The sequence below is a fragment of the Robiginitalea sp. genome, assembly GCF_982776155.1.
This window is the reverse complement of sequence record NZ_CEXZKX010000003.1, coordinates 84,750-108,162: the sequence shown is the minus strand read 5'-3', so window position 1 is coordinate 108,162 and position 23,413 is coordinate 84,750. Positions and strand designations below refer to the sequence as shown.

At 56.6% G+C, this 23,413-nt stretch carries 17 protein-coding genes; 2 read left to right on the top strand and 15 right to left on the bottom strand.

The genetic code is table 11. The annotated features are described in order from the left end of the window. Positions 1 to 5 precede the first annotated feature (5 nt). The 8 genes from ruvA to ruvB all read right to left on the bottom strand — a co-directional run bounded on the left by ruvA (position 6) and on the right by ruvB (position 11,032). Positions 6 to 587, bottom strand: a complete 582-nt coding sequence (gene ruvA, locus AC3DKS_RS06250; protein WP_272607592.1) for a Holliday junction branch migration protein RuvA — start codon at positions 585 to 587, stop codon at positions 6 to 8. A gap of 45 nt (positions 588 to 632) precedes the next feature. Beyond that, positions 633 to 2,927, bottom strand: coding sequence for an NADP-dependent malic enzyme (locus AC3DKS_RS06245; RefSeq protein WP_272607593.1), 2,295 nt, complete (start codon positions 2,925 to 2,927; stop codon positions 633 to 635). A 218-nt stretch (positions 2,928 to 3,145) separates the two neighbouring features. After that, entirely contained in the window at positions 3,146 to 4,474 is a 1,329-nt protein-coding gene (locus AC3DKS_RS06240) for an MFS transporter (protein ID WP_272607594.1), read from the bottom strand. Between the two features lie 114 nt (positions 4,475 to 4,588). Continuing rightward, positions 4,589 to 5,545 (bottom strand): tRNA epoxyqueuosine(34) reductase QueG, encoded by a 957-nt coding sequence (queG, locus tag AC3DKS_RS06235; RefSeq protein ID WP_272607595.1) that lies wholly within the window; start codon positions 5,543 to 5,545, stop codon positions 4,589 to 4,591. 48 nt (positions 5,546 to 5,593) lie between these two features. Next, the gene (locus AC3DKS_RS06230) at positions 5,594 to 6,193 is read right to left on the bottom strand and encodes a diheme cytochrome c-553 (protein ID WP_272607596.1); all 600 of its coding nucleotides are present in this window, start codon (positions 6,191 to 6,193) and stop codon (positions 5,594 to 5,596) included. A 40-nt stretch (positions 6,194 to 6,233) separates the two neighbouring features. Beyond that, on the bottom strand, positions 6,234 to 6,797 hold the full coding sequence (locus AC3DKS_RS06225; protein WP_272607597.1) for a hypothetical protein: 564 nt from the start codon (positions 6,795 to 6,797) through the stop codon (positions 6,234 to 6,236). 216 nt (positions 6,798 to 7,013) lie between these two features. Beyond that, positions 7,014 to 9,923, bottom strand: coding sequence for a hybrid sensor histidine kinase/response regulator transcription factor (locus AC3DKS_RS06220; RefSeq protein ID WP_420592519.1), 2,910 nt, complete (start codon positions 9,921 to 9,923; stop codon positions 7,014 to 7,016). An 86-nt stretch (positions 9,924 to 10,009) separates the two neighbouring features. Beyond that, positions 10,010 to 11,032: a Holliday junction branch migration DNA helicase RuvB gene (gene ruvB, locus AC3DKS_RS06215; protein ID WP_272607600.1), complete on the bottom strand. Its 1,023-nt coding sequence runs from the start codon at positions 11,030 to 11,032 to the stop codon at positions 10,010 to 10,012. A gap of 222 nt (positions 11,033 to 11,254) precedes the next feature. Between ruvB and pckA the strand changes: the two genes are divergently transcribed. After that, a complete protein-coding gene (pckA, locus tag AC3DKS_RS06210; RefSeq protein WP_272607601.1) occupies positions 11,255 to 12,835 on the top strand; it encodes a phosphoenolpyruvate carboxykinase (ATP) in 1,581 nt (526 codons plus the stop codon). 124 nt (positions 12,836 to 12,959) lie between these two features. Further along, positions 12,960 to 15,242: an acyl-CoA dehydrogenase family protein gene (locus tag AC3DKS_RS06205; protein ID WP_272607602.1), complete on the top strand. Its 2,283-nt coding sequence runs from the start codon at positions 12,960 to 12,962 to the stop codon at positions 15,240 to 15,242. On the opposite strand, the gene AC3DKS_RS06200 is transcribed toward AC3DKS_RS06205, so the two are convergent. The 7 genes from AC3DKS_RS06200 to nrfD form a co-directional block, all read right to left on the bottom strand. Beyond that, positions 15,224 to 16,066 carry a GIN domain-containing protein gene (locus tag AC3DKS_RS06200; RefSeq protein WP_272607603.1) on the bottom strand — a complete coding sequence of 281 codons (843 nt, stop codon included), beginning with the start codon at positions 16,064 to 16,066 and terminating at the stop codon, positions 15,224 to 15,226. The two genes, AC3DKS_RS06205 and AC3DKS_RS06200, sit on opposite strands and share 19 nt — an antisense overlap. A 172-nt stretch (positions 16,067 to 16,238) precedes the next feature. Next, positions 16,239 to 18,065 (bottom strand): cytochrome c oxidase subunit I, encoded by a 1,827-nt coding sequence (locus AC3DKS_RS06195; RefSeq protein ID WP_041326864.1) that lies wholly within the window; start codon positions 18,063 to 18,065, stop codon positions 16,239 to 16,241. Positions 18,066 to 18,102: 37 nt separating this feature from the next. Further along, positions 18,103 to 19,167: a cytochrome c oxidase subunit II gene (locus tag AC3DKS_RS06190; RefSeq protein WP_041326865.1), complete on the bottom strand. Its 1,065-nt coding sequence runs from the start codon at positions 19,165 to 19,167 to the stop codon at positions 18,103 to 18,105. A 30-nt stretch (positions 19,168 to 19,197) separates the two neighbouring features. After that, the gene (locus AC3DKS_RS06185; protein WP_272607604.1) at positions 19,198 to 20,547 is read right to left on the bottom strand and encodes a quinol:cytochrome C oxidoreductase; all 1,350 of its coding nucleotides are present in this window, start codon (positions 20,545 to 20,547) and stop codon (positions 19,198 to 19,200) included. Positions 20,548 to 20,560: 13 nt separating this feature from the next. Further along, complete coding sequence (locus tag AC3DKS_RS06180) at positions 20,561 to 21,121, bottom strand: c-type cytochrome (protein WP_012813663.1); 561 nt, start codon at positions 21,119 to 21,121, stop codon at positions 20,561 to 20,563. A gap of 9 nt (positions 21,122 to 21,130) precedes the next feature. Continuing rightward, positions 21,131 to 21,652, bottom strand: a complete 522-nt coding sequence (locus AC3DKS_RS06175; RefSeq protein ID WP_012813664.1) for a DUF3341 domain-containing protein — start codon at positions 21,650 to 21,652, stop codon at positions 21,131 to 21,133. A 5-nt stretch (positions 21,653 to 21,657) separates the two neighbouring features. Further along, positions 21,658 to 23,400 (bottom strand): NrfD/PsrC family molybdoenzyme membrane anchor subunit, encoded by a 1,743-nt coding sequence (gene nrfD / locus AC3DKS_RS06170; protein WP_012813665.1) that lies wholly within the window; start codon positions 23,398 to 23,400, stop codon positions 21,658 to 21,660. Between the last annotated feature and the right edge of the window lie 13 nt (positions 23,401 to 23,413).

The window sequence follows — 23,413 nt, the reverse complement described above, 5'->3', positions numbered from 1 at the left end:
ACTTTTTACAAATTTTTAAGCGTCTGTTTGATAATGCCCTCGACGCTTGCGGAAGGATCCTGGCGAAGTACCGTATCCACGGCCTTTTCGGACTGCTTTCGGGAATAGCCAAGAACCTCTAAAGCAGATAACGCTTCTTCTTTATTTGTATTGTCTGGTTTTAGGGAAACTTCATCGAGGTCGTAGATTTTCAAAATCTTGTCCCTCAGGTCCAGAATAACGCGCTGGGCAGTCTTGGCGCCGATCCCCTTGACAGCCTGTATGGCGGGCACATCGCCGGAGGCAATTGCCTCCCGGAGCTGGGCAGGGGTCATGGAGGACAACATGGTGCGGGCGGTGCTCGCGCCCACGCCGGAAACCGAAATCAGCAGGCGGAAAGCCTCGCGCTCCGCAACAGAGTAGAATCCAAAGAGCGTGTGGGCATCTTCCCGGACCTGCAAATGCGTATAGACCCGGAGTTGTTCCTCGTCCGGCAGGGCCGAAAAGGTATTCAGGGAAATATTGACAAAATAGCCCACCCCGGCACATTCAATTACCAGGTGGGTTGGGTGTTTTTCAATAAGGCGGCCGGTTAGGTGTTCTATCATGGGAATCGGTTGTCAGTACCGGAAATCTCTTCCGGCTGCAGGTGGTTATTTTTTCCTTTTGGCGCGCCGGCGCTTTTCGCGTTCCTGGGCGTCGATCACCGCCACAGCGGTCATGTTGACGATCTCCTCGACGCTGGCCCCCATCTGCAGGATGTGGACGGCGCGGCGAAGACCCAGCATGATGGGGCCAATCGTATCGGTGGCCTGCAATTCCTTGATGAGCTTGTAGGTGATGTTGGCCGATTCCAGGTTTGGGAAAACCAGGGTGTTCACGTTTTTCCCCGCCAGTTTGGAGAACGGGAACTGGCTCTGGCGGAGTTTCCGGTTCAGGGCAAAATCGGTCTGGATTTCCCCGTCTACCACCAGGTCGGGCTCCTGTTCGTGCAGGATGCGGATGGCCTCCCGCACCTTCACCGCCCGCGGGTGTTCGGAGGAACCGAAATTCGCATAGGACAGGAGGGCGATGTTCGGTTCAAAGTTGAATGCCCGGGCCAGGTTGGCCGTCATCCGGGTAATCTCCGCGAGTTCCTCGGCGGTCGGGTCGATATTCAGGGAGGTATCCGCCAGGAAAATCGGCCCCCGGGAAGTGATCATCACGTGCACCGTAGCCGCCCGGGACACTTCGCTTGCGCGCCCGATTACCTCAAAGATCGGCTTCACAACGGAGGAATAAGAACGCGAGTACCCTGAAATCATGCCGTCGGCATCCCCCTCCCGGACCATCATCGCGCCAAAGTAGTTTCGCTCCCGCATCTTACTCCGGGAGTTGTACAGGGTACTCCCTTTTCGCTGGCGCAATTCCCAGTAGCTCCGGGCATAGGCCTCCCGTTTTTCGAGGGAATCCTCTTCGAACTGGTCGATGATGGGAATTTCCGCATCGAATTCCAATTCTTCTTTCAGTTCCTCGATGACTTTTCGATTTCCAAGCAGGATGGGGTGGGCAATCCCTTCGTCATGGGCTATTTGCGCCGCTTTGAGCACATCCAGCTGGTCCGCCTCGGCAAAGACGATCTTCTTGGGCATCGATTTGGCCCGGCTCATCAACCAGCGGATCACCTTTTTGTCGTCCCCGGACCGCTGCAGGAGTTCCTCCCGGTAGCGGCCCCAGTCCGCAATGGGCGCCCGCGCCACCCCGCTTTCCATAGCTGCCCGTGCAACGGCCGGCGGCACCTCGGCAATCAGCCGCGGGTCGAAGGGTTTCGGGATGATGTACTCCCTCCCGAAAGTGAGGCGGGTTTCCCCGTAGGCGATATTGACCTGTTCCGGGACGGGTTGTTTGGCCAGGTCGGCCAGGGCTTTGACGGCGGCCATTTTCATTTCTTCGTTGATCTTGGTTGCCCGCACGTCCAGCGCCCCCCGGAAAATAAAGGGGAATCCGAGCACGTTGTTCACCTGATTCGGGTGGTCGGAGCGCCCGGTGGCCATGATGATGTCCTTCCGGGTTTTCATCGCCAGGTTATAGTCAATCTCGGGATTCGGGTTTGCCATCGCAAAGACGATGGCGTTTTTGTTCATCGTCTTCAGCATGGCCGGGGTCAGGATATCCGCGATAGACAACCCTATAAACACATCGGAATCCCGGACCGCCTCCTCCAGGGTATCGATCTTCCGGTCGGTTGCAAATTCTTTTTTCTCGGCGGAAAGCTCCGGGCGGTCGCTGCGGATGACCCCCTTGCTGTCGAGCATTACCATGTTCTCCCGGGAAGCCCCGAGCGAACGGTAGAGCCGGCTGCAGGAAATGGCTGCGGCCCCTGCCCCGCTGATAACGATCCGGACGTCCTCAATTTTCTTTTCGGCCAGGTCCAGCGCATTGAGCAGGGCAGCCGCCGAGATGATGGCCGTCCCGTGCTGGTCATCGTGCATCACCGGGATGTTCAGCTCCTCCTTGAGGCGTCGTTCGATTTCAAATGCCTCCGGCGCCTTGATGTCTTCCAGGTTGATCCCCCCGAAAGTCGGGGCCATGATCTTTACTGTTTCGACAAACTTGTCAACATCCTTGGTGTCCAGTTCAATATCTATCCCGTCGATGTCCGCAAAAATCTTGAACAAGAGGCTCTTGCCCTCCATCACCGGTTTGGAGGCCTCCGGGCCGATGTCCCCCAGGCCCAGGACCGCGGTCCCGTTGGAGATCACCGCAACGATATTCCCCTTGGCCGTGTATTTGTACACCTGCTCCACATCCTTATGGATCTCCAGGCAGGGTTCCGCAACCCCCGGGGAATAGGCCAGGGCCAGGTCGCGCTGGGTGGCATAGGGTTTCGTCGGGACGATCTTGATCTTGCCGGGGGTGGGCTTCGCGTGGTAAATCAGGGCCTCCCGGCGTTTTTTTTCCTTGCTCATAATAGCTGTGTTCTACCGCAAAGGTACGCGGGACTGGTCAATTTGGAAATTTGAAAATGGGTCAATTTGAAAAATTGCCGATTTGAAAAATCGAAAATCGCCCATGGGCCGCTTTTCCCTGCCGGAAACTGATGGGTTCTTGCGGAATACAGGGGTATTTTGGTTTTAGGGGGAAGAAGGGGTTCCCCCTGGGGGGCCGCGGGCAAATGACTTTTGGCCTAATCCCCCATAACCTCAGCCACCTCTGCCCTGGCCTTTGCCACGTTCAGTCGCAGGGCCAGCAACCCGGCTATAGCAAAAAAGGCCCCGGCAAACAACATCGCGTTGACGGAGTCCGATCCCAGGAAATTCGAGAAAATCGCCCCGAAAGACAGCGTCTCGATCCCCATCGGGATCACGATCATCATATTCAGGATTCCCATATAGACGCCCCGCCGATCCTGGGGTACGATCTTGGAGACCATACTGTAAGGGATTCCCATCATGGCCGCCCAGCCAATGCCGAAGAGGATCATCGGGAAGAGAACATTCACCGGGTCGTCGATAAACGGAATCCAGAACAATGCCACGGCCGTGCCGAAGAGGCTGAGCGCATAGACCTTTTTCCCTCCAAACCGCATGGTGAGGGGCACGAGGACCAGGGCTACCAGGGCGGTCACAATGTTGTAGGTGGTACTCATCTTGGCCGCCTGGGCCGCTGCCTGGGAAGTGTCAAAGCCCATCGTGGTCCGGAACAGGGGCGTGATAAACTGCCAGTAAACAAACAGGGCATACCATTGGAACAGGTAAACCCCGGCCAGCTTCCACATAAATTTGGGCATATCCCGGACAGCCTCGGCAATTTCCACAAAAGGCACTTTAAGGCGCTGCGCAAAAGGCAGGGCCTTGTGCCGGTTGATCTCGGCCAGCTCCTTGGCGTCCGGCGGGATTTCCGGGGTTTTCAGTACCGACCAGAGGATGGTGGCCAGCGAGAGGAAGGAGCCGATAAAAAACGAATAATAGAGCCACTTCGGAACGGACCCGGTAAGCTCCTCCCCTCCCCCGAACCAGTCCTGGAACAGGAAGATCGAAGCATTGGCCAGCAGGATGCCGGCTCCCACAAAAAGGCTTTGCATTTGGTAGCCCAGGCTCATCTGCTTATCCGGCAATTTATCGCCTACAAAGGCGCGATAAGGCTCCATAGCCATGTTGTTCCCCACATCGAGCAGCCAGAGCAAACCGACGGCAAACCAGAGGGCCGGGCTCAGCGGGAAGAGGAAGAGGCAGATACTGCCGATCAGCGCACCGATCAGGAAAAAGGGTTTCCTGCGGCCCCAGCGGGGCGACCAGGTTTTATCGGATATCGCCCCGATAATCGGCTGGACGATCAGGCCGGTCACCGGGCCCGCGATATTCAGGATGGGTAGCAATTCCTCCGAGGCCCCGAGAAATAGGAATATCGGGTTGATGGCGCTTTGCTGCAGGCCAAAGCTGTACTGGATGCCCAGGAAGCCGACATTCATATTGAATATCTGCCAGAAACTGAGCTGCGGTTTGGGTAGTGACATAAGGAGTTAGTTGGTTGGCTTCCGGTTATCGGCAATTGCGGAATCCGCATAAAATCGGACTTCAATATAGCAACTTAATGGTTTTACCTCTCTTAAAATGCGAATATTTGCACCTTATTCCCTTTCGAAATCGTTTTCGGAGGCCGTGTCCCCATCCGAAAGGAAGGCGATATTCCGTTTAAGGCCGGAAAACTTGGTCCGCTTAACCGCCGATTTCGGGAAGACCTGGCGAAATACTTCTTCGGTGAGTTCCTCCCAGTCCGCCCGGGTCATTTCCAACAATTCCGGATGGGCGTTAAACCGGGGTTCGCTATGGGGGGTGGCAAATCGGTTCCAGGGGCAGACGTCCTGGCAAATATCGCAGCCGAAAATCCAATCGGCCCACTGTCCGCTAGCCGAAGCCGGGATTTCCGATTTCAATTCAATGGTATAGTAGGATATACATTTGCTGCCATCCACCACATAGGGCTCCGTGATGGCCTGGGTGGGGCAGGCATCGATACAGGCCGTACAGGTCCCGCAGTGGTCGGTCACCGGGGCGTCCGGGGGCAATTCCAGGTCCAGGATCAATTCGGCTATAAAATAATAGGACCCCACTTCCTTGGTGAGCAGGTTGGAGTGTTTGCCCATCCAGCCCAGGCCGCTCCGCGCCGCCCAGGCCTTGTCCAATACGGGGGCCGAATCTACAAAAGCGCGTCCTTCCACCTCCCCGATTTCGGTGCGTATTACATGCAACAGTTCCCGGAGGCGATCCTTGATGACCCGGTGGTAATCCTCCCCGTACGCGTATTTGGAAACCCGGTAGGTGGATTCCGGTTGCTGCTCTTCCGGGTAGTAATTAAGCAGGAGAGAGACGACGGATTTGGCACCCGGGACCAACAGCGTCGGGTCGAGGCGCTTGTCGAAATGGTTTTCCATCCAGCCCATCTCCCCGTGCATCCCGGCCTTGAGCCAACGTTCCAGGCGCGGGGCCTCCTCCTCCAGGAAACCGGCCCTGGAGATGCCGCAAGACAAAAAGCCCAGGCGTTTGGCCTCGGCTTTTATCAGTTTGGCGTGTGCAGCTCCTCCCATCACATCCGGTTTACCCCGAAGGTAATCTGAATTAACGGGAAAAGAAAGTCAGGAACCCGCTGGCGGCTCATACCCGGGAACGACGTTCCGGACGGGCTTGAGGGATTTCAAATAGGTAAAGATCGCCTCCAGGTCTGCGTCCGAAAGCTTGCTGTAGGCCTCCACCGGCATGGGTGGCATGATCGGGCGACCTCCATCGAGACCCTTGAATTTGCCTTCGCGAACGGCCTTGCCGAATTGATCCAGCGTCCAGGTCCCGATCCCGGTGTCGTCCGGGGTCAGGTTGGCCGCATAGGTAGTCCCCCAGGGACCAACGGCTGCCGTCAGGTCGCCTTTGAACAACACCCATGGGCCTATCGGCACGCTTTCGGGTACAGGGGGCATCGCCTGGCTGGCGTCGTATCCCATCATGTATTTATCCATGTCGGGAACCGGCCCGCGTTCGGTCATCTTCTTGGGCGTGTGGCAATCTGCGCAACCGATGACCCCAACCAGGTATTCCCCCCGCGCCAGCCGGTCAGTTTCGGAGGATTCGGCCGGCGATTCTGCCGTTGCCATTGTCGTTTGAGTTGCCTGCTCCTTGCAGGAGCTCCCCATAAGGGCCGCCAGGAATAAGCCCGACAGGCAAAGGTGGATTTTGGTTTTCATTGCTTATATACAGTTCGTTACTTCCAGGGTGCGTTAAAAATCAATCCAGCGAAGGGTCGGAAACTGGGACATCCGGGTTGAAGGATGCAAAAACCCCATCCGGATTATCCATCACCACCCAGGCGTGCAGTGTCCAGGCTCCCCCGGCCACTTCCGGGTTGTAATGCCAGTGGTCCTCATCCCCAATAAATCCTTCAGGAGCCTCCGAGTCCGGGGCTGCCGGGATGGCGTATTCTATCCCAACGAGCTTTAGTTTACCCTGCTTGTTGGGGACATAGAGGAGTATCTCGGGGCGTTCCACCTCAAAAGTGCCGTCCATCAGGCCCACGTTGATATAGTGGAAGCCCATGTTCGGGACATAGGGGGACGGGTTGAACGGATAGGGGTCCGCATAGCCGTGTTTAACGGCCTGCTGAAAACTGTGGAAGCGCATGGCAGCTTTTCGGGCTTGTTTCAACTGGGAGTCCAGGGTCTCCACCTTGGTTTTGGCGCTTACTGCGCTCAGGGAGGCATCCTCCCCGGTTTCGGGCTTGCTGCAACCGCTGGCCAGCAGCAAAAACACCGCGGCTGCCAACAGGCCCGGCAGACTCGTTTGGCGGAGCATGGTTCGACATTTCAATAATCGTTCAGACGGATGTTGTACAGAAGTTTTCATAAAACATGGCTTTTAAGTTGTTATGTGCAATGCGCACAAGGTGAATACAGCCACAAGTTGTCCAATCCGTTCCGGGCCGGCCAAAAGAAATGTCGCAATTCCTGACAATTATGTTGCATGGGCCTGAAGCACCCCATTCTACCGGGGGTTTCAACGGTTGAATAGCTACTCAGTATCAGCGATGAACGCACTCGGCGTCATCCCATAACGTTCCCGAAAGCGCTTTGTGAAGTAAGATAGATTGGAAAACCCGACGGAATAGGCCACCTCGGAGACTGTCGCCGAACGGCTTTGCAGGAGCAGGCGCGCCTTTTCCAGGCGGACCTCATTGATTAGCTGGTTGGGTGACTTCCCCGTAAGCGCTTTGAGCTTCCGGTGCAATTGGGCCCGGCTAAAACCCACCTGCTGGGCCAGGAATTCCACGGAGAGCTCCGCACTGTCCAGGTGTGACTCTATGGCACTTCCCACCTTTTTCAGGAAGGCGTCGTCCAATGAAGGCAGGTCGAGTTCCCCCGAAAGCACGAGGGAGGAATGTTGCATTTTTTCCCAGAGTGCCTTTTGCCGACCCATCAGGTTCCGGATTCGGACAAGGAGTTCCCGTGCCTCAAAAGGCTTTGTGAGGTAAGCCTCGGCCCCCTGGAACAGACCTTCCATCTTGTTTTCCTGTCCGGCACGGGCAGTTAGCAGGATTATCGGAATATGACTGGTCTTTGTATTGGTCTTCAGGGCATGGCATAACTCATAACCGTCCTTGCGGGGCATCATCACATCGGATACCACCACGTCGGGTATGTGTTCTATCGCCATCCGCTCCCCCTGCAACCCGTCTTCTGCATAGAGCACCCGGTAATTTTCCTGTAGCACCTCCCCCACAAACTGGCGCAGGTCTGCATTGTCTTCCACAAGCAGGATACGGGGTAAGGAAGACGCGTTCTTTAACTGCTCCCCGGACTTCGGCTGACCAACATCTCTATTAATCGCGGGAAGGGGGCCGGCAGCAGGCAAATCGGGGGCGGCGTCTTGTTCCAGCCGGTTGGGTTTGGGGAAATCCTCCGGGCGAGTCGGCAGACAAACGCTGAAGGATGTACCCTTGCCCGGCGTGCTTTCCACGCTAAGCTCCCCGCCCTGGAGTTCCACGAGTTCCTTGCAGAGCGCCAGGCCTATCCCGGAGCCGTGCGCTTCATCTCCTTCCACCCGGTAGAACCTCTCAAAGATCTGCTCCAAATCCGCAGCGGGAATCCCTTTTCCGGTATCCGAGATTTCCAAGCGCAAACGTCCGGATTTAATACCGGAACTAAAGGAAACACTTCCCCCATCCGGGGTATACTTAAAGGCGTTTGACAGGAGGTTATAAATAATTTTTTCGAGTTTGTTCCGGTCGTACCAGATGGGGTCCGCCCCGACATCTTGTTCAGCATTCGCCGACCCGCCTACCCCGGCATCCCCCAGGTCCACCCGGAGGGCAATATTGCTGCGCTCAGCCAAACTCTCAAAAGCGAAGACCACGGATTTCAGAACTTGCTCAACATCGCCGTGGGTCAGCAGGATTTCTGCCTTGCCGCTTTCAATTCGCGACAACTCGAGCAACTCATCCACGAGGCCTTCCAAACGTTCCGTATTTCGCCTGACCATGTCCAGGTCGCGGGCGGGCAGGCGCACCTCGCTTCCGCCTTCCTTTCCTGAACGGTCCAGTGCTGCCTGAATCGGGCCGCGTATCAGGGTAAGCGGTGTTCGGAACTCATGACTGATATTGGTAAAAAATCGGCTCTTTAAGGCGTTCAGGTCGCTGATGCGCCTGACTTCGCTTTCGGAAACAGCCGCCCGCACCCGTTCTTCAGCCGCCTGTTTGGCAAGGGTCTGCCGTCGGTAGGCGATTCCAAGGGAATAGATCAGCAATTGGAGGAAAATGCCCGTCGCATAGGGATCCACCCCCAAAAACCGCAAATTGATCAGGCCCATAGACCAAAAGATACCCACCAGCAGCCCAAGCCCCCCTACCAGGGTACCGATCCCAAAATAGCGTGCAAAAGCATCTTGTTTGAGGATAAGGGCCAAAGCGAGGCCCAGGCTTCCCAGCGTGTAGATTAGCAAGAACTGATAGTGCCAGCCGACCGCCGTAAAATACGCCTGGGGATCAAAAACGATGACATAGGTCACCACCGTGATGATTTCCGCCAGGGTCAACAGGGCCAAACCCTTGATAAACCGGTCCAGGACAGGAAACTTCTGACGGGAGCCCACATAGGCACGGCCAAAGAACCAAAACGTGTAAAAAACACCGTTGGAAATGGCAATTTGGACTGGGAGCCGGAAGCGGGAGATATCCCCGATCAGCAGGCCTACGGTCATGGCCTGGGTGAGCGTACAAAATCCCAGCCAGAGAACAAACCACAGAATTACCCGCTCGCGCATGTACAGGAATTGGAGCAGGTGGTAGATAAAGATAATCAGTGCCGCCCCGAACATAAAGACGTTAAAACTTGTATTGAATTGGAATATCTGGTGGTAAAAGGGTTGTTCCGGGCTTCGGGCGGTCAGGTGGAAATACGGCGGATAGCCAATGCTGTTTCCCTCCACCCGGATCACCAGGGTCACCGGCACCCCGGAGGGAATCCCGTCGAGCCCCACACTGTTGAGCACCCAGTGGGGCGCCCGGTCGCGCACTGCCTTGGGGTACTCCACCCCGCTCCTCTTGTGAAAGAGCAACTCCCCTCGGGCATAGGCCCAGACATCCACCTTGCCATTGCTCTTGGTCCATGCGGGAGGCCCGATCATTTTATCCTCGAAATGCAGCCTCCAGCCCGGCAGGGAATCGGTGGCCAGCAGGGTAAGCTTCCCCCAGTAGGGCCAGCGTACATCCAGGTATTGCGGCAGTGCATCCCCTTGTTCTGCCCCCATCGGCGGGGCTTCCAGCAAGATTTCCGGCGACAGGACTTCTGTGGAATCCTTCCAGACAGATAAAACTCCATCCAGGGAATGGACCGGGTATTTGGGGTTCAATTCATAGGGCGCCTGGGCTTGTAACCCAAGGGCCCAGACCAGGAAAATGAGGAGGAAGAACCGATTGGTTGGCATGGTCTAATTTAGAACCCGGCGGGGTCCGGGTTTCAAAATACAAAAAATGACGGCTCATAGTATCCGTGAGCCGGGTGGATCCTGCCCTAAAAAAGTCCGGGTTGCCCCCCGCCTTTGATGCGGCCCAGGTGTTGATAGGCGAGTTCGGTGACCTCCCGGCCGCGGGGGGTGCGCATAATAAAGCCCTGCTGGATCAGGAAGGGTTCGTAGACCTCCTCGATGGTTTCGGCGTTTTCGGAGACCGCCGTGGCCAGGGTGGTAAGCCCTACGGGCCCTCCCTTGAACTTGTCGATGATGGTTGCGAGGATCTTGTTGTCCATCTCGTCCAGGCCGTAGGCATCCACGTGGAGCGCCTTCAGGCCAAAACGGGAGATCTCCATATCGATGTTCCCGTTCCCCTTGATCTGGGCAAAATCCCGGACGCGGCGAAGCAGCGCATTGCAGATCCGGGGGGTACCCCGGCTGCGGCCGGCAATCTCGATGGCGGCGTCCTCCGTGATGGGGACTTTCAGTATTTCCGCAGAGCGCTGCACAATGGTGGCCAGGAGCTCCGTGTTGTAGTATTCCAGCCGGCTGGAAATGCCAAAGCGCGCCCTCATGGGGGCCGTAAGCAGGCCCGAACGCGTGGTGGCGCCAACCAGCGTAAAGGGGTTCAGGTGTAATTGTACCGATCGGGCATTCGGCCCGGTCTCGATCATGATATCGATCTTGAAATCTTCCATGGCCGAATAGAGGTATTCCTCCACCACCGGGCTGAGCCGGTGGATCTCGTCGATGAACAGGACATCCCTGGGTTCCAGGTTGGTAAGCAACCCTGCCAGGTCGCCCGGCTTGTCCAAAACAGGCCCGGAGGTAACCTTCAGCCCCACCCCGAGTTCATTGGCCAGGATATGCGCCAGGGTAGTCTTCCCCAGCCCGGGCGGGCCGTGCAGCAGCGTGTGGTCCAGGGCTTCCTGCCGGAGGTTGGCCGCCTGAACAAACACCGTAAGGTTCTCGAGTACCTGGGACTGTCCCGTAAAATCGTCAAAGGAAACCGGCCGAAGCGCCCGTTCGATGTCGAGCTCCTCAGGGGATAGTCCGTCTGCCGTAGGGTCCAGATGTTCATTCATATCACAGACAAAGATAACAATACGGGCCACATACCCCGGTGGCCTAACGGCCCAATTCTTTTTATTTCGTTGATAATTATCATATTTTCTACTGGGAAGATTCTGCTACTTTGTAATGTGATATTCTTGCCGGCCCTGTCCGGCCCTTCCGGCGGCAGGCCGAATGCCACATCGGACCCCCTGGGGTAAACAAACAAGAAACCCTTTTAACACCTTTTAAACATGGCAGCATTCGACCTCTCCAAATACGGCATTACCGTCACAGACATCCACCGGAATACCTCAGTACCCGTCCTCTATGAAATTGGCCTTCGCAACGAACCCGGCACCGCAATTTCCGACGTGGGCGCCCTGCTGGTCTATTCCGGGGAAAAAACGGGCCGGAGCCCCAAAGACAAACGGATCGTCCGCCACCCGGAGTCGGAAAAGCACATCGATTGGGGGGATATCAACATCGGCCTGGACGAACACACCTATATGGTGAACCACGAACGGGCCATCGACTACCTGAATATCTGCAAGCGGCTTTTTGTGGTGGACGCCTTTGCCGGCTGGGACCCGGACTACCGGTTGAAAGTGCGCATCATCTGTACCCGGGCCTACCACGCCCTGTTTATGCAGAACATGCTGATCATGCCAACGGCCCAGGAGCTCGAGGATTTCGGGGAACCCGACTACGTAGTCTTTAACGGAGGCGGTTTCCCGGCGAATATCTATACCAGCGAAATGACCTCCAAGACATCCGTGGATGTACACCTGGAGCGGCGGGAAATCGTGATCCTGGGCACCCAGTATGCCGGGGAGATGAAAAAGGGCATCTTCGGCGTGATGAATTACCTGATGCCGCTTCGCGACGTACTCCCGATGCACTGCTCGGCCAATGTGGGCCACGACGGGGATGTGACCATCCTCTTCGGCTTGTCGGGTACCGGGAAAACCACCCTCAGCGCCGACCCGAAGCGAAAGCTCATCGGGGATGACGAGCACTGCTGGACAGATTCCGGCACCTTCAATATCGAAGGCGGTTGCTATGCAAAGGCCATTGACCTTTCCGAAGAAAGCGAACCGGATATTTTCAATGCCATCCGTTTTGGTACCGTCCTGGAAAATGTGGTCTACGATGAGAAAACGCGGAAGGTGGATTACACCGACACCTCCATTACCCAGAATACCCGGGCCTCCTACCCGATCGAGCATATCGAAAACGTACAGATCCCCTGTGTGGCCGGCCACCCCAAAAACATCATATTCCTCACCTGTGACGCCTTTGGGGTCCTCCCCCCGGTAAGCAAGCTCACCCCGGAGCAGGCCAGCTACCATTTTATCTCCGGGTATACGGCCAAGGTAGCCGGGACGGAAATGGGGGTCACCGAGCCCGAGGCCACCTTCAGTGCCTGCTTTGGTGCCGCATTCATGATGTGGCACCCGAACCGTTACGCGGAATTGCTGGCGGAGAAAATCAGGAAACACGAGGTCACCGCCTGGCTGGTAAATACCGGCTGGACCGGAGGGGCCTACGGGGAGGGTTCCCGGATTAAGCTCAAATACACCCGGGCGATGCTCGACGCCATCCACCATGGGGATTTCGAGCGCGTTTCCTTCAGGGAAGACCCGGCTTTTGGACTGCAGGTCCCGGAGTCCTGCCCGGATGTGCCCGCGGAAGTATTGCTGCCCAGGTCTACCTGGAAGGACCCGAAAGCCTACGACGCCACGATGTCCAAACTCGTTACACTTTTCCGGGAGAATTTTAAACGATTCGAATCGGGGGTTAACCCGGAAATCGTTGCGGCCGGCCCCCAATAAGTGCAAAATCGCATATCCGCTTGGGACCAGGCCTCCAGATGCAAGGGAAACCCCGCCTGCCAGCGGGGTTTTTTATTCGCTGATAGCGCTTGAAGGGAAACCCGGGAAATCGTAATTTACGGGAATGCAAACCTATTCGTATTCCCAGGGAATCTACCCCTACCTGCCCGTATTCTACGTAATCTGGTCGGACGACCTCCTTTCCGCCTCCGAAATAGCCGTTGTAAAAAAAGCCATCGCAGACGACCCCGGCCTGAGCCATGAAGAACGCAACCGGCTCCTGGGATGGCTGGTCCGGGAATCCCCCCCGGCAGAGGAGGAGTTCCGTCACTGGAACCACCTGATAGTCCGGAGCGGGGTCTCCTACCGGGAAGATGCCGACTACCCCCTGAGCGAATTTGCGGCAGCTTTTGCCGAATCGCAGGCGCCGGGGGGTTCGCCCCATCCCGTCCTGAGGGATATCGAGGTCAACCTGGGCATTCAGCCCAACCACTACCGACACCTTTTCGGGCAAAATGCCGTCCCGGTGGCAGTGGCCAGCGAATTCCGGGGGGAAGTTCTGGCGGAATTGAGCCTCCGCCCGCATTATCCGGACTACCTGACGTTCCGGGAATTCCTGGACGCCCCGGTTTTTGAGCCGCACCTGGTCCGGGATAAGGAAGCCCATCGGCAACGCGTGCTCCAACAGTTAAAACGCCTGGCTGCAGAGGGTTATGGCGCCCTGGCGTATCCCCCGGAGTACGGGGGGAAAAACGACATGCCCGCCTATGCCGCCCTTTTCGAAAACCTGATGTTTATCGACGGGAGCCTGTGCGTCAAATTCGGGGTGCAGTTCGGGCTGTTCGGCGGCAGCATCCAGAAACTGGGCACAAAACGGCACTGGGAGGCCTATCTGAAGGACGCTGGCACGGCCAAATTGCTGGGCTGCTTTGCCATGACCGAAACGCGTCACGGATCGAATGTGCGGGGAATCCGCACCACGGCCACTTATGTAAAGGAGTCCGATGAATTGGTCGTGCATACCCCGGGCCCTGACGACAACAAGGAGTATATCGGCAATGCGATGCACGCGCAGATGGCTACGGTGTTTGCCCAACTGATCGTGGACGGTATAAACCATGGCGTACACGCCGTGCTGGTACCCATGCGGGACGGGAGCGGCAAGCTGTTGCCCGGTATCCGGGTGGAAGACAACGGCTACAAAATGGGTCTTAACGGGGTGGATAACGGCAAGATCTGGTTCAACCAGGTACGCGTTCCCCGAGGAAACCTCCTGGACCGGTACGGCAGCATTACCGAATCGGGCAGCTACCACTCGGATATCAAAAATCCGAACAAGCGGTTTTTCACCATGCTGGGAACCCTGGTGGGCGGCAGGATTTGTGTGGCCCGGGGGGCCCTGGCCGGGGCGCGGTTTGGCCTGTCGATTGCGGTTCGCTACGCACTCAGGCGCCGGCAGTTCAACGACGCCGCCCGCGTACAGGAGGATCTGATCATGGATTACCCGAGCCACCAGGTGCGCCTATTGCCGGCGGTGGCCAGCAGTTATGTATACCAGGCTGCCCTGACCCGGTTGCTGAAATCCTATGACGGGGCGGACGGTACGGACACGCGTCAGCTGGAGGCCGGGGTTGCCGGCTTGAAGGCCCTGGTGACCGAGTTCGCGGACCGGACCCTGCAGGAGTGCCGGGAAGCCTGCGGCGGAAAAGGCTACCTCCTGGAAAACCGGATCGGCCAGTTGAAGAACGACGTGGACATTTTCACCACATTTGAGGGGGATAATACCGTCCTGCTGCAACTGGCGGCAAAAAGCCGGTTGACGGATTTCCGGGCGGAATTCAATTCGGACGATTTCTTCGGGGTCTTGCGGCTTCTCGGGACACAAATCGGAAAGCGCCTGTCCGCCATCAACCCGGCCTACACGAATAAAACGGATAGGGAACATCTCTATAACCCGGCCTTCCACCGACACGCCCTAACCTACCGCACGGACCGGTTAACCTATACGCTGGCCCTACGGATCCGCGATTATATCAAAAAGGGGGTCCCCGCCTACCAGGCCTTCCTGAAGGTACAGACGCATCTGCTGGCCCTGGGCCGGGCTTATGCCGCCCTGCTGGCTTTCGAATTATTCCTCGAACACGCAAACGAGCTTGGGGACGACCCGCATGCCGACCTGATCCGGAAACTCGGGACGCTCCACGCCCTGTCGGAGATCCAGGCGGATGCTGCCTGGTACCTGGAACAGGGGTACATCGGCAAAAGGAAGTCGAAGGCTATCCGCAGCCGGGTAGAACGATTATGTACCGAATTGCGACCCCACGCCCGGGCCCTGGTGGATGGATTTGGCATCCCGCCGACCCGCTTAAGTGAAGTCCCGATTGCCGATCAGTCGGGTTCCTTGTGAAGTTCGGCCCGGTCCGCAAACCGGCGCAAGGTCACCGCGGGTTCCCCATAGAGGTAAGTGCGGGACTGTCCGCTGGCATCCAGGATCAGGGAGGTCCCCGCATGGATGCGGGCCGTTGTCGCCCCGGAAAGGTTTGCTTCCAGGATACCCGCCACCAGTTTTCGGGCCGATAAACCGCTTTCGCCCGAGAGCCTCAACACCGCGTGGTCGCCGATACCCTCGAGTGTCAGGTCGGCATTGTCCCCGAGTTCAGCGGATATCGTATCACTATCCGTGTAGATAGTCGCATCCGAGCGTTCGGCCATCCGAACCACCAGGGATTCCGCCCCGATATTCAGGTCGGCCCTGCTGTTGCCCGCAAGCGTCACATCGCAGAGGGAAGCGCGCAGGCGCAACTCGGCCCCGGCCGCCCCTTCCGTACGGATGCTGAACAGGTCGGCATTAAACTCAGCCTCGCCGATGAGCTTGCCCGCAAGCACTTCCACCCCGGACAGCTCCCGGAAAAAAACGGTGATGTCCAGGGCCCGGCTCCCGGTAATATCGTAAAACGAAGAAATTACAAGCGTGCTGTCCTGCACCTGGAACTGCAAAACATCCACCAGGTTGTCGTCTACCCGCAACTCGTATCCGCCGGATCCCTGCTGCCGGATCCGGACCTCCAGGTCGTCCTCCAGGCGGAGATACTTAAAGGGCGGGAGGCTTTCGGTGATTTCCACCGGGTTGCGGTTTCCCTTGATCCTGGGTTTGCGCTGGGCCCAGGCGCCTGCACCGACCAACAAGGCCAGGACCAGGGCCAGTGCGCGTATTTTCTCTATTCGCTTCATATGGTTCTTTATTCGGACCTAAAGATAAACCAATTCCCGCTTCCCCCGATTCGGCTTGCCCCTCCCTGGCTGCGGCACATGGCCGCACCCCTATCCGGCCACCCGAGCCCTGCCGGCCAATAAAAAGGCCCGTCTTCCGACGGGCCTTCTAAATAATTTGTTGCAGAAATCGCTAATGCTGCAATTCCTCTTCTTCATCCTGGAGCGGGATGTGCTGGGGCACATAATCCTGTCCGGGCAGTATGTATTCCCCGTTCTCGTAGGTCTTGCTGTAATCGTACGGCCAGCGGTGCACCTCCGGGATGGCGCCCGGCCAGTTGCCGTGGATGTGCTCCTGGGGAGCCGTCCATTCCAGGGTTGTGGCCTGCCAGGGGTTTTGGGGTCCGCGCTTGCCGTAAAAGATGCTGCGGACAAAGTTGAAGGCAAAGACCAATTGTGCGGCCGCCGTAATAATGGCAAATACCGTCATCAGCACCTGGATGTCCACGAGTTCATCGAACATCGGGAAGGCGGTGTTTTCGTAATATCTCCGGGGTACGCCGGCCATCCCGACAAAGTGCATCGGGAAGAACACCCCATAGGAGCCTACTGCGGTGACCCAGAAGTGGACATAGCCCAGGTTCTTGTTCATCATCCGGCCCTGGAACATTTTCGGGAACCAGTGGTAGACCCCGGCAAAAAGTCCGTAAAGGGCCGAAATACCCATTACCAGGTGGAAGTGGGCCACCACGAAATACGTGTCGTGTACGTTGATGTCCAGGGTGCTGTCACCCAGGATAATCCCGGTGAGCCCCCCCGTGATAAACGTGGATACCATCCCGATTGAGAACAGCATGCCCGGGTTCAGTTGCAGGTTCCCCTTCCAGAGCGTGGTGATCCAGTTAAACGCCTTAACGGCCGAAGGGATCGCGATCAGGAGGGTGGTAAAGGTAAATACCGAGCCCAGGAACGGGTTCATCCCTGAGATAAACATGTGGTGCCCCCATACGATGGTGGACAAAAAGGCAATCGCCAGGATGGAGGCAATCATCGCCCGGTACCCGAAAATGGGCTTCCGCGCATTGACCGACATCACTTCGGAAACTATTCCCATCGCCGGGAGGATCACGATATATACTTCCGGGTGTCCCAGGAACCAGAACAGGTGTTCAAACAGAACCGGGGATCCGCCCTGGTAGTGCAAAACTTCGCCCTGAATAAAAATATCGGACAGAAAGAACGAGGTGCCGAAACTCCGGTCCATCAAAAGCAACAAGGCGGCAGACAGGAGCACCGGGAAAGAGATCACCCCGATGATGGCCGTGACGAAAAACGCCCAGATGGTTAGCGGCAGGCGCGTCATGGACATCCCCTTGGTCCGCAGGTTGATAACCGTTACAATATAGTTCAGGGATCCCAGCAGGGAGGAAGCGATAAATATCGCCATGGAGACCAGCCAGAGGGTCATTCCCATACCCGAACCCGGCTGGGCCATCGGCAGGGCACTCAATGGCGGGTAGATCGTCCAACCGGCGGCTGCCGGTCCGGCCTCCACAAACAGGGAAATCACCATGATTACACTCGAGAGGAAGAACATCCAGTACGACAGCATATTCAGGAACCCGGATGCCATATCCCGGGCGCCGATCTGCAGCGGGATCAGCAGGTTACTGAACGTACCGCTCAATCCGGCTGTCAATACAAAGAAGACCATGATGGTCCCGTGGATCGTAACAAGGGCCAGGTAGATGTCCGCATCCATAACGCCTTCCGGGGCCCACTTCCCCAACACAGCTTCAAACACCGGGAAGGATTCCCCGGGCCAGGCGAGCTGCATCCGGAAAAGCAGGGACATGGCAATACCGATAAAGCCCATGATCAGGCCGGTAATCAGGTATTGCTTGGAGATCATCTTGTGATCCTGGCTGAAAATATATTTGGTGACAAAAGTCTCTTTGTGGTGATGTCCGTGATCGTCGTGCGCGTGATCATCGGCGATCGCATGTGCGTGTGCTGACATAGTGCTTTTGTTTTATTCTTTTTCTTTTATAGCAATTTTATTCGGCGGCGGTAACGGTCTCCCCAAAAGTCGTCTGACTCTCTATCCACGCCTGGTAATCTTCCTCGCTCTCCACAATGATCTTCATCTGCATGTTGTAGTGCGACTTACCGCAGATCTTGTTGCAGAGCAAAATAAAATCAAATTCCCACGGATCCGAATTCGGCTCCCCTGCCGCTGCGCGTTCTGCCCGGATGGCATTGGTGCGTGCCACTTTTTCCATGACTTCCGGCTTCTGGCGCATCTCGGCGGTGGTGATCGTCGGGGTGAAGGAAAACTCGGTAATCATCCCGGGTACGCAGTTCATCTGGGCCCGGAAGTGGGGCATGTAGGCAGAGTGAAGTACGTCCTGGGAACGCATCTTGAAATTTACCTTCCGCCCAACGGGCAGATGCAATTCCTTCACAATAATGTCGTCGGCGGCATTCGGGTCGGACTCATCCAGCCCGAGCACGTTTGCCCGGTCGATATCGATCATCCGGACATTGGCATCCCCCAGCACATTATCCGCCCCCCCGTAACGAGCCGTCCAGTTAAATTGCTGGGCATAGAGCTCCACAATCAGCGGGTCGTCTTCCTCGTTGACGTCCATGATATTCGTCCAGGTATACAGGCCCCAGATAATCAGTCCGGCCAGGACAATCACCGGGATAATGGTCCAGATAAATTCCAGACGGTCATTGTCCGCGTAAAACAGCGCTTTTTTGCCCTCTTCGCCCCGGTATTTGAAGGCGAAGTAGTGCAGGAGCGCCTGGGTGATGAACTGGACGATAAAGATGATCACAAAGCTCCAGAGCATCAACTGGTCGTAATCCCCCCCGTGTTCGCTGGCGGCTTCCGGCAACAGGAACTTGCTGTATTTCCAGAAACAGAATATGGTGAGCAAATAGATGAACACCAAAAACCCGAACATCAGGTACCCGTTGTTCTTGTTGTCCTCGTCGCTGGCAACTTCCGAATTCGCTGTTTTAGCCTTGAGTTGGGAGAATTCAAAGATCTTGGTCATCTGCCAGATGGCGATAGCCACTAAAACCAAAACAGAGATCGTCAATAATGCTGTCATTGTAAACGGATATAATTCGCTAAATATCTTCTAATAATGAAATTGTCTGCTCTCTTCGATAAACGGGTTCCGCGTCGGTTGCAGCGGCGCCTTGGTCATTGCCCGGAATATCCAGAAAATAAACGCCCCTCCGAAGAACAGCACAGCCCCGATCTCCGGCACCCCGATATACCACTGGTCGCCAACCGTAGCGGGGGTGATCATCAGGTAGACGTCCAGGTAGTGCCCCAGCAGGACCACGATCCCGGTCATGACCACAAACCAATTGATGCGTTTGTAGTCGCTGTTCATCAATACCAGGAGCGGGAACAAAAAGTTCATCGCCACCATACCGAAGAACGGCAGTTTAAAATCTTCAATCCGCGTGACGAAGTAGGTCACCTCTTCCGGGATATCCGCATACCAGATCAGCATGAACTGGCCAAACCAGAGATAGGTCCAGAAAATACTGATGCCGAACATGAATTTACCCAAATCGTGGATGTGGCTGTCGTTGACATCCGGCAGGTACCCCCGGGACTTCAGGTAGATTGTTACCAGGGCAATGGTGGTAATTCCCGAGACAAACATGCTCGCGAAAACATACCATCCGAACAACGTGCTGAACCAGTGCGGGTCGACGCTCATAATCCAGTCCCAGGACATGATGGACTCAGTGACCAGGTAGAACACCAGGAAACCGGCAGACCAGCGGAAATTCTTGATAAAATTCGAGTTGTCATTGGCCTCGTCCTGCGCAAGCGACAGGCGGCGGGACACTTCGCGGTAGGCGATCCATCCCCCAAGGAACACGGCAGCGCGGATCAGGAAAAAGGTCGGGTTCAGGTAGCCGGCCTTTCCCTGCAGTAACTCATCGTGGGCAACCGTTTCGGCATCCATCCACACAAAGAGGTGGTTCATGTGGAGTACGGAAAGGACCAGGATCACAAAAATGGCAATCCCCCCGGGTACCAGGTAGGCGGTAATCCCCTCCATCACCCGGAACAACAAGGGCGACCAACCGGCCTGGGCTGCCCGCTGGACCGCGTAAAAGGCCAGGGTACCCAGCGCCAGCATAAAGAAAAAGAAAGCGGCGATATAGATGGCCGACCAGGGGCGGTTCTGCAACTGGTGGAGCAGATGCTCGTCGTGGTCGAGAGAGTGGTCCGCATCCTGGGCAGCTGCCCCGTGCTCGGTCGTACTGTCGTACGAGGTAGTTTCGTGAGTTTGCGCAGCAGCTTCATGGCCTCCGCCGTGACCGTCGTCGTGGGAAGCCGAGACCATGGCCTTGGCCTCCTCAACCGTTGAAGGGGCAGAGATAAACCCTATGGCCATGCCCATGAGCCCGAGGGCCATGAGTATGACGGATCCGATTTTCAATCTGTTCGAGAAAGTATACATCTGCAATGCTGCTTTATTGTGTTAAATCTTCCTTGAGTTTCATCACGTATTCGGAAACCTGCCACCGCTCTTTCTCATCCAGCTGCGTGGCATAAGACCCCATAGCGTTCTGGCCGTAATAGATCACGTGGTAGGTGGTCCCGACATTGATATTCCGTCCCGGGTCCGCATAGCTGGGAACCCCCAGGATTTTCTCGCGTTTTACCAGGTTCCCCTGCCCGTCGCCCTTGGGCCCGTGGCAAATGGCACAGTACAGCGCGTACAACGCCGCCCCCTCGGCCAGGTTCTCTTCCCGGTTCAGGGAATCCAACGGGCTGGTCAGCGCACGGGACAATTCCTTGCCTTCCGGGGTATTCTCCAGGCCGTAGGGTAAAGCGCCCCGGGCGATGGTGTTTTCTGCCGGGAGCAGGGCCATGGAACCCCCGGGGAGCCATTCCACCTCGTCGTAGGCTTCATAGCCAACCGGTTCGTACATATTGGGCATGTACTGGTAATTGGGCTCCCGCTTGTCCTGGCAGGAGGCCAGGATCAGGATGCCGGTGAATATCAGGGCGGTATAGAGCGTATTCTTCATTGCGCTGTTTTACTTTTCGACTCGGTTGATCTCTACGGCGCCGGTTTCCCGGAGCAGGTCGGTCAGGGCAGCCTCGTCGCCGTGCAATTCGATTTCCATGATAAAGTGGTCGTCCGTGCTGCGCGGATCCGGGTTTTCGGCCTTCTTGAATGGCCAGAGCCGGCTCCTGAGGTAGAAGGTGATCACCATCAGGTGGGCGGCGAAAAACACCGTCATCTCGAACATAACCGGTACAAACGCCGGCATGTTCTCAATATAGCTGAAGCTGGGCTTGCCCCCGATATCCTGGGGCCAGTCCTGGATCATGATGTAATTCATCATCACGATAGCGACTGTCAGCCCGAGGCAGCCGTACATAAACGAGGTAATGGCGATCCGCGTGGGCGCCAGGCCCATGGCCTTATCGAGGCCGTGCACGGGGAAGGGGCAATACACCTCCTCAATGTGGTGCCTGGCGGCCTTAACCTTCTTCACGGCGTGCATCAGCACGTCGTCGTCATCGTAGTATGCCTGTATAACCTTGGATGCCATTGCTGTTATTGTTTTTCATTTAAAAGTTTCGCCTGCCCGGCCCAGTCGTCGCGCTGGGCGCGTCCCGGGAAGGAACCGGTAATCGAATCCAGCAGGTCGTATTCCCGCTGGGTCATCCGGCTCACCTGGGCGAAGGTGTATATTCCGATCTGGTTCAGTTTTTCTTCCATCTGCGGTCCGATACCCTTGATCCGTTTCAAATTGTCCGGGGTTTGGGTAACCGGGTCGAAGGCTCCTACCGCATCCAGCAGGCTGCTCACCTGGGCAGGATCATCGCCCGCAGGGGGCGGAGTGGTTGCCTGTGCAGCCGGCGGAACCTGGTCGGCCGTACGGGGAACTGCTGTGCGGATCTCGTACAGCGGCTTCCCGGCATCCCGCAATTTCTTATAGCGCTCCCCGGAGGATTTCAAAATAGACTTCACCTCGGCCTGGGCGATAACCGGGAAGGTCCTCGCGTAGAGCAGGAACAGGACGAAGAAGAACCCGATGGTGCCGATGAAAATTCCAATATCCACAAAGGTCGGCGAGAACATCGTCCAGGAAGACGGCAGGTAGTCCCGGTGCAGGGAGGTTACGATGATCACGAAACGCTCAAACCACATCCCGATGTTCACCACAATTGAAATGATGAAGGAAACCAGGATACTCGTGCGGATTTTCTTGAACCACATTACCTGGGGAGAGACCACGTTACAGGTCATCATCAGGGTGTAGGCCCACCAGTAGGGCCCGGTGGCCCGGTTCAGGAATGCGTACTGCTCGTACTCCACGCCCGAATACCAGGCGATGAACAGCTCGGTGATATAGGCGCAGCCCACGATGGAACCGGTGATCATGATGATGATATTCATCAACTCGATGTGCTGTACGGTGATATACGCTTCCAGGTTGCAGACCTTCCGCATGATGATCAGCAGGGTCTGTACCATTGCGAAGCCGGAGAAAATGGCCCCCGCCACAAAGTAAGGCGGGAAGATGGTGGTATGCCATCCCGGGATTACCGAGGTGGCAAAGTCAAAGGATACGATGGTGTGTACGGAGAGTACCAGAGGCGTAGCCAGACCGGCCAGTACCAGGGATACCTCCTCAAAGCGCTGCCAGTCCTTGGCGCGCCCGCTCCAGCCGAAACTCACCAGGCTGTAGATCTTTTTCTGGAAGGGCTTTACGGCCCGGTCGCGGATCATCGCAAAATCCGGCAACAGTCCGGTCCACCAGAAGACCAGGGAAACGGACAGATAGGTGGAGATCGCAAACACATCCCAGAGCAAGGGCGAGTTGAAATTCACCCAGAGCGACCCAAACTGGTTCGGGATGGGCACCACCCAGTAGGCCAGCCAGGGACGGCCCATGTGAATGATCGGGAAGAGTCCCGCCTGGACCACGGAAAATATCGTCATCGCCTCCGCAGAGCGGTTAATGGCCATACGCCATTTCTGGCGGAAGAGCAGCAATACAGCCGAGATAAGCGTTCCGGCGTGGCCGATACCCACCCACCAGACAAAGTTGGTGATGTCCCAGGCCCAGTTTACCGTGCGGTTCAGGCCCCATGTACCGATACCGGTAGAAATCGTATAGATGATACACCCGATCCCCCACAGAAATGCAGCCAGCGCAATGGTAAATACAATCCACCACTGCTTGTTGGCCCTCCCCTCCACCGGGGCAGCGATATCCACGGAAACATCGTGGTATCCCTTATCACCCAGTACCAGGGGCTTGCGTATCGGTGCTTCGTAATGCGACGCCATAGAATCTTATTTA